Annotated in this window: 6 protein-coding genes; all 6 read right to left on the reverse strand. The window is 41.7% G+C overall.

Going from position 1 to position 6900, the window contains the following annotated elements:
• Window positions 1–34: 34 nt before the first annotated feature.
• The 6 genes from ACFVAD_RS20145 to ACFVAD_RS20170 all read right to left on the reverse strand — a co-directional run bounded on the left by ACFVAD_RS20145 (window position 35) and on the right by ACFVAD_RS20170 (window position 6546).
• Window positions 35–448: a hypothetical protein gene (locus ACFVAD_RS20145; protein WP_386644339.1), complete on the reverse strand. Its 414-nt coding sequence runs from the start codon at window positions 446–448 to the stop codon at window positions 35–37.
• A gap of 153 nt (window positions 449–601) precedes the next feature.
• On the reverse strand, window positions 602–1267 hold the full coding sequence (locus tag ACFVAD_RS20150) for a potassium channel family protein (RefSeq protein WP_386644341.1): 666 nt from the start codon (window positions 1265–1267) through the stop codon (window positions 602–604).
• Between the two features lie 123 nt (window positions 1268–1390).
• Window positions 1391–1879: a GNAT family N-acetyltransferase gene (locus tag ACFVAD_RS20155; RefSeq protein ID WP_386644343.1), complete on the reverse strand. Its 489-nt coding sequence runs from the start codon at window positions 1877–1879 to the stop codon at window positions 1391–1393.
• A gap of 16 nt (window positions 1880–1895) precedes the next feature.
• Window positions 1896–2834 carry a DMT family transporter gene (locus ACFVAD_RS20160; RefSeq protein ID WP_386644346.1) on the reverse strand — a complete coding sequence of 313 codons (939 nt, stop codon included), beginning with the start codon at window positions 2832–2834 and terminating at the stop codon, window positions 1896–1898.
• Window positions 2835–2927: 93 nt separating this feature from the next.
• Window positions 2928–4751 carry an ABC transporter ATP-binding protein gene (locus ACFVAD_RS20165; RefSeq protein ID WP_386644352.1) on the reverse strand — a complete coding sequence of 608 codons (1824 nt, stop codon included), beginning with the start codon at window positions 4749–4751 and terminating at the stop codon, window positions 2928–2930.
• A 40-nt stretch (window positions 4752–4791) separates the two neighbouring features.
• A complete protein-coding gene (locus tag ACFVAD_RS20170; RefSeq protein ID WP_386644349.1) occupies window positions 4792–6546 on the reverse strand; it encodes an ABC transporter ATP-binding protein in 1755 nt (584 codons plus the stop codon).
• Window positions 6547–6900 lie beyond the last annotated feature (354 nt).

Here is a 6900-nt window from a genome sequence, read left to right on the forward strand (position 1 = left end):
AAAGAGCCACGTGCTATTTACTGCACGTGGCTTTTTATTGACCATCATTATTGTTATTAAAATAATACTGTTCCTCTTCATACTTATAATCTATTTTGTAATCCCATCCCACTTCAAACTCTTCACAATATGAAGCTGCTTCCCCACTATCAGCCCCCACAAACCTATAGCTGACTCCTGATTCTTCATCCACGACATCACAGTAATATTGACCGGTACCCTTTGATTCATTCAAACTGACAGCTTCCACTGTAATAGTGGCGGACCCCTTTACCACCGGACGATTTTCATTCACTACAAAACCAATGATGATAAGTATGATTCCTGCTAAAACAGATTTAAGTGCAAACTTATTATCACGTTGCGTCAAGAGGTAGAAAATACCCATTCCGATTGCACCTATCCCAATGGCATAAAGCAATAACACCAAATACATGATGATTCCCAACCTAATCACTCCCCGCTCCCCGTTATAGGTTATATATGATTTCACATCCGAATTATGCCGAAGATTCCTGCTACTCTATTTTATATACGATCCTTCTTGAAAAATGTTACAAAAAAATAGCGGGATATTAGATATCCCACTAAGGTTTGTTACTTATTCCTCAACCAAATTCTTCTCAAATCTATCAATATCCTTGTCTGCACCGATCACAATCAGAATATCTCCCTGTTTGATTCCCTCGTTTGCCTGAGGTGAAACGATAATATTTTTTCCCCTTTTGATTGCGACAATATTTATCCCATATTTTGCTCGGATATCAAGGTCTATCAACGTGTATCCACCCAATCTTCTACTGGCGACAATCTCCACGATACTGTGTTCATCCGAAAGCTCCAAATAATCAAGAACATTATTTGATACGATATTATGCGCTATTCTTCTACCCATATCCCGTTCCGGATGAACCACTTGATCCGCTCCAATCCGGCTAAGCACTTTTTCATGGTAGTCATTTGTTGCTTTGACTGTAATATGCTTAACCCCGAGCTCCTTCAAGATAAGTGTGGTCAAAATACTTGCCTGGATGTTGTCACCGATTGCAACAATAACATGATCAAAATTCCGGATGCCAATGCTCTTCAAAACCGCTTCATCCGTTGTATCACCTACAACAGCATGGGAGGCTATGTTAGCGTATTCATTTACTTTATCTTCATCCATATCAATGGCAAGGACCTCTACTCCCTCTTCACTCAAAGCCTTTACCATGCTTCCTCCGAACCGGCCGAGGCCGATAACCGCAAACTCTTTTCTCTTCAACGGATTGTCCCCCAATAACAACGTTTTCAATTTCTTATATTGTACCATAATTTTGAGAAATCATTACTGTCAAGGTCACTCTCCATTAATTTTTTCCGATATACTGCTTTCACATAAGGTAGGTCACGTCATAGGATTCGTAGGATTTGTCATTGTAACAAACTCAACACCATTTTGTTCAAAGGTGATTTTCTTCTCGAATCCAAGTTTTGAGTATAATGCCATAGCCCTTTTGTTAAATGTCGCTACAGTAAGCCTGAACGTCGCTTCCCTCTCTTTTTCCTCAGCCAAGGAATCCAGGATAAATGAGAAGAAAGAGCTTCCCTTGCCTGATCCAGTCAGATTTGGCTTCATGCCTAGGCCGACATCCAGGCAGGCATCCAAATAAGCACCCTTAACATGTCCTGCCGGCACCTGGGCAGAAATCCCCGTACAGTAATAGCCAAAAAGCTGTCCATCCTCTTCATATACGGAATGATAACCTCCGTCCAGCAGTTCCGACAATGTTTCATCACTATTATCCATATTATAAAACTCGTATGGTTCCTCATAGTGCCATAACAAAATCTCTGCTGCATCAACTCCATTCATCTTCCTGCTATAGAATGTCATCTATCCCCCCCCTTTCTTATAGTCTTTTCGATAGTGTGCTATAGAGGATCATCCCAACGATTATGATTACTAGGCCAACAGTTGCAACTTTACTTGGCAGGGGGCTGGATAACAGTACCACCTCTCCTATCAGTACGAAAATGACTTGTGTCGATTGGGTTGCTTCTACCGAGGCAAGCTTCGCATGATTATCTCTCACCCGGTCTGTTGCGAAGAAGAATAATGTGGTAGCGATAATACCTGAACAGACTGCTACGATAAAGGTTTGCAAAACTTGGCCTGATGATGGAAGTCCTACCTTTACAATGCCTACGACGGAGATAATGAGCCAAACTGGTAGCGTCGCTATGGTCATTCCGAATATACGCTGAAAGGTATCAAGACGGCCCCCACAAAGCTCCATCATTTTCCGATTGCCAAGGGGATAAGCGAATGCAGCTATGATAACTGGTACCACGCCGTACATGAAAGCTGATAGCGAGATGCTTTGGGCTTTTTCCCATTGGATCAACACAACACCAATAAAGATGACCATCGATAACCCGAGTGCCTTATAGGGTATTTTCTGTCTAACAGTAATAGTTCCTGCATCTGATTCCCGAGTAAAATAAAATAACGGACCAAGGAGAATACCTGCAATTATTGTAAGCTGCCACGTTCCCGCAACAAGCCAGCCAGGTCCAAAAGCAGCTGCGAACGTTATCGGTCCATAAAACAGAACAAAACCAACCACACTCCAGCAGAACCATGCAAGCGGGTATCTTGCCATTTCGACGAGGACCTCTTTAAGATTGCGACGCATAAAGACAATAAGAAGCAGAAACGGGACCATAAAGAAGAAACGCAAAGAAGAGCTCCACAACCAGCTCCCTCCCGAAAGCTCCATGGACCTATTTAAAATAAAGGTTACTGCAAAAAACATGGAAGCAAATATGCCGATCACTATCTCTTTCATCAGGTTCCTCCTCTCAATTCCCACATATTATACTAGATACAAGCTAAGGCACCGGCTGGTTGCACCGGTGCCCTACTTATGAATAAATGTCTATTACCCTGCATCCTGCATCGTGAATTGGGCTTTAACCAAATGATAGTATATCCCTTTATGCTCCATTAACTGATCATGGTTACCCTGCTCCATGATGTTACCATGGTCAAGGACGAAAATACTATCCGCTTCCCTGATTGTAGATAATCGATGGGCGATAATGATGGCCGTTCTTCCTTTTAGCAGCTTTTTCAACGCAAGCTGGATTTGAACCTCTGTTTCCGTGTCAATACTGGCTGTAGCTTCATCCAGAATGATGATACTTGGATCTGCCAGCAAAGCACGGGCAAACGAAATCAGCTGTCTCTCCCCAACGGATAGAACGTTACCTCTCTCTTCCACTTCCGTTTCATAGCCATTCTTCAATCGCTCAATGAAGGTATTGGCACCAACAGCTTCTGCAGCTGCCTTCACTTCTTCATCTGTCGCTGTAGGACGTCCGAAACGGATATTGTCATTGATGGTTCCTGAGAAAATAAAGGTATCCTGAAGAACAACACTGATTTGAGATCGTAAGCTCTGCAAGGAAATATCACGAATATTATTTCCGTCAATCTTCACCACACCACCGGTTGCATCATAAAAGCGGGAAATCAAATTTGCAATAGTCGTCTTCCCTGACCCGGTATGACCAACCAAAGCAACAGTCTGACCAGCTTCCATCTTCAAGGAGATGCGGTTTAAAGCTGTTCGCTTATTGTCGTAGGAGAATTCCACATCTTTGAATTCAATTTCCCCACGAATTTCTTCCAGTCTGACTGCATTATCCTTTTCATCGACAATCGGCTTTTCATCAAGGAATTCAAATATACGTTCAGATGAAGCCATACCTACTAAAAGCATATTATAAAGCTGGCCCAATCGGGAAATCGGCTCCCAGAACATGCCCAGATAGAAAGCGAATGAAATGAAAACACCAATTGTCAGTGTACTTGTTCCACCTTGCAGACTTGATTGAATGAGATATGCGCCAAACCAGATTAGAATAGCTGTTCCGACCGCATTGGTCATCTCAACAAAAGGTCGGAAAATCGCATTCTGTTGGGTGGCATTTCTCCAAGATTCAAAGTTTTCGGTATTGATACGGTCGAAGAATGCGATGTTCTCCCATTCCTGTGTAAAGGATTGCGTGACACGAACCCCTTGGATGCTTTCATTAAGATGGGAATTCAGCATCGCTTGCTTAATACGTACATCCTGCCAGGCTCTTCTTATCTTTCTTCTTAGACTTGTAGAAATGAAGAACATGAGTGGCAAAATGACCAGAATTGCTATAGCAAGCTCCGGACTTAGTGCAAACAGAATGATTACAATACCTATCAAAAGTATAAAGTCCATAAGGAGGTTGATGACTCCGTTTGTAAACAATTCCTGCAGGGAGTTGATATCATTCATAATGCGCACAAGAATGGACCCTGCAGAACGCTGATCAAAGAATCTGTGGGACAATCCCTGAACATGGGTAAACAGATGCTTTCTCAAGTCGTAAATGACATTCTGACCCAGCATATTCATCCATCTGATGCGCAGCGCATTTGCCACATAAGAGACAACGTACAGAACTGTTATCAGAATGGCAAGGTTCATCAACAGATCCATATCTTTCTCACCGATTGCAAAGTCAAACATGTATTTACCGATGATGATCGGTATCGCGAGCCTGACTCCAGTTGCAATCAGCATCGTGATGATTGCAAGCGGGAGAAGATTCTTTGAGTAAGGCTTCATGTAAGAAAATAGACGCCACATCTGCTGCCAGTTAAACGGCTTTTCAATTGCATTATCAGTAGAATAGTAGAATCTCTTTTTTACGTTATCGTTCATTTCTATTTTTTGTTTCTTTCGCACTCTTTTTCACCTGCCTTCAATTTGTCTGTGCTTGCAAAACCGTTTTTTGGTCCTTATATTGAATATCGTAAATTCGACGATACGGTCCATTCATCTGGATCAGTTCTTCGTGTGTACCTCTTTCCACCACTTTACCTTCATCCAATACGAGGATTTCGTCAGCGTGCTTCAATGATGAAATGCGGTGTGCGATGATAAAGGTAGTTCTGCCAGCCAAAGCCTCTTTCAGTTCTTTCTGAATATTGAATTCCGTCTGCATATCCACTGCGCTTGTAGCATCGTCGAGGACAAGGATAGTCGGATCGAGAATCAATGCACGGGCAATTGCAATACGCTGCTTCTGCCCACCGGAAAGACCCATTCCCCGTTCCCCAAGCATAGTATCGTATCCATTAGGCAGTTCCATAATAAATTCATGCGCCTGTGCCATTTTAGCAGCACGAACAATTTCCTCCATGGAAGCATTCGGTCTTCCATACGCTATGTTAGATTTAATCGAGGACGAGAAAAGAAAAGACTCCTGCAGCACAAACCCAATCTGATTTCTTAGCGAATGCAGTGTATAATTGTTTACTTCTTCTCCATCAATTAAAATACGGCCTTCTTCCGGCTCATAGAATCGTGTAATCAGTTGTGTGATGCTTGTTTTCCCTGAACCTGTTGCCCCAATCAAACCGATCTGTTTTCCTGGTGGTGCATCAAAGGAAACATTTTGAAGGGCCGCTTTCTCTTCATTCGGATAAATGAATGTCACATTTTCAAATGTTACATGCCCATTCAGGTTTGGCACGTCTTTTGCACCATGGATATCATGAATATCCTCTTCTGCTTCGAGTATCTCCAATAGACGTTCCCCCGAAGCCTTTGCTTGTGAAAACTGATTAATAACAAAACCTAGATTGGCAATAGGCCAAACAATGTACCAAACCAAACTGAAGAATGCTACAAGAGCACCTTCCGATAATTGGCCATCTATTACCAAATATCCTCCAAAGCCAAGTAATCCAACCACACAGGCATTCCCGATAAACTCCATAAGTGGGAAGTACTTTGCCCAAACATTGGCTGTAGAAATAAATTTATCTTTGTAATCGACATTGGAATTATTGAATTTGTCGATCTGGTAGCCTTCACGTGATAAAGATTTTACCGTATTGATTCCACTGATATTCTCCTGTACGTTCGTGTTCAGTTTTCCGAAGGATTTTCTTATTCCACGAAACGCAGGATGAACCCTTTTATCAAAACGATAGGTGACAAATGCAAGGAATGGCATTGCCAACAAGGTAACGAAAGTCAGAGCCACTGAATAATAAAACATCAGACTTAAGCTAATCGTTACCAGTAATGCAAACCTGATCAATTCCGAAAAACCGTAGGATAGGAAGAAACGGAACCCTTCCACATCAGCCGTCAGCCTAGACATCAAATCCCCGGTTTTGGCATTGTCATAATAACGGAACGGTAAGAACTGCAGCTTTTCGTAAAGCTCATTCCGTAGGCGGTAAACGGAACGGATGCCGAACACATCCCCCAAGTACTGGTTAAAGTACGTAAACAGCCCTTTTAAAGCCATGATTCCAATGAACCCGAGCGCTATATACGGTACATACTGGAACTGCTGTTTCTTCATTACTTCATCTATTGTCACTTGCAAAATGACTGGATAGATCACAGTAATAACTGTAACCAAAAGTAAAAATATCAATGAAATATAGAAATTTTTACGATAAGGCCAGTAAAATTGTTTTAATTTCTTAAAAGTCTCCACATGTATTCCCTCCCTTTGTTCACTCATGCTGGAAAATATAAGATAGTATCTAATATATCGAGTTTCGAAATATTTTTCCAGTGTTTTTTACAAAAATTAAAATTATTTACACTATTAATTTTATATGGGACAAACGAATTTGTAAGCAATAAGAAGTCGGATGTTTTCTACATCTTTAGATGGAGAAAAAACGAATAACTTTAGAATATATGTAAGCTGATGAAAGATAAGAATGGGAAGGAAGGATGATTTAGGACAAAATAGAGTAGGCGCATGAATTTATTCATGCGCCTCTCACAGATCCGTACGTGCGGGTCATCGCATACGGCTCCTCCATGTTATCCCCTCTGGGGA

It is taken from the genome of Sutcliffiella sp. NPDC057660 (genome assembly GCF_042800035.1).
Lineage (GTDB): Bacteria > Bacillota > Bacilli > Bacillales > Bacillaceae_I > Sutcliffiella_A.

Coding starts and splice junctions, on each gene's coding strand:
- ACFVAD_RS20165 (WP_386644352.1), bottom strand. CDS start 4,751: ATGAACGATAACGTAAAAAAGAGATTCTACTATTCTACTGATAATGCA.
- ACFVAD_RS20160 (WP_386644346.1), bottom strand. CDS start 2,834: ATGAAAGAGATAGTGATCGGCATATTTGCTTCCATGTTTTTTGCAGTA.
- ACFVAD_RS20155 (WP_386644343.1), bottom strand. CDS start 1,879: ATGACATTCTATAGCAGGAAGATGAATGGAGTTGATGCAGCAGAGATT.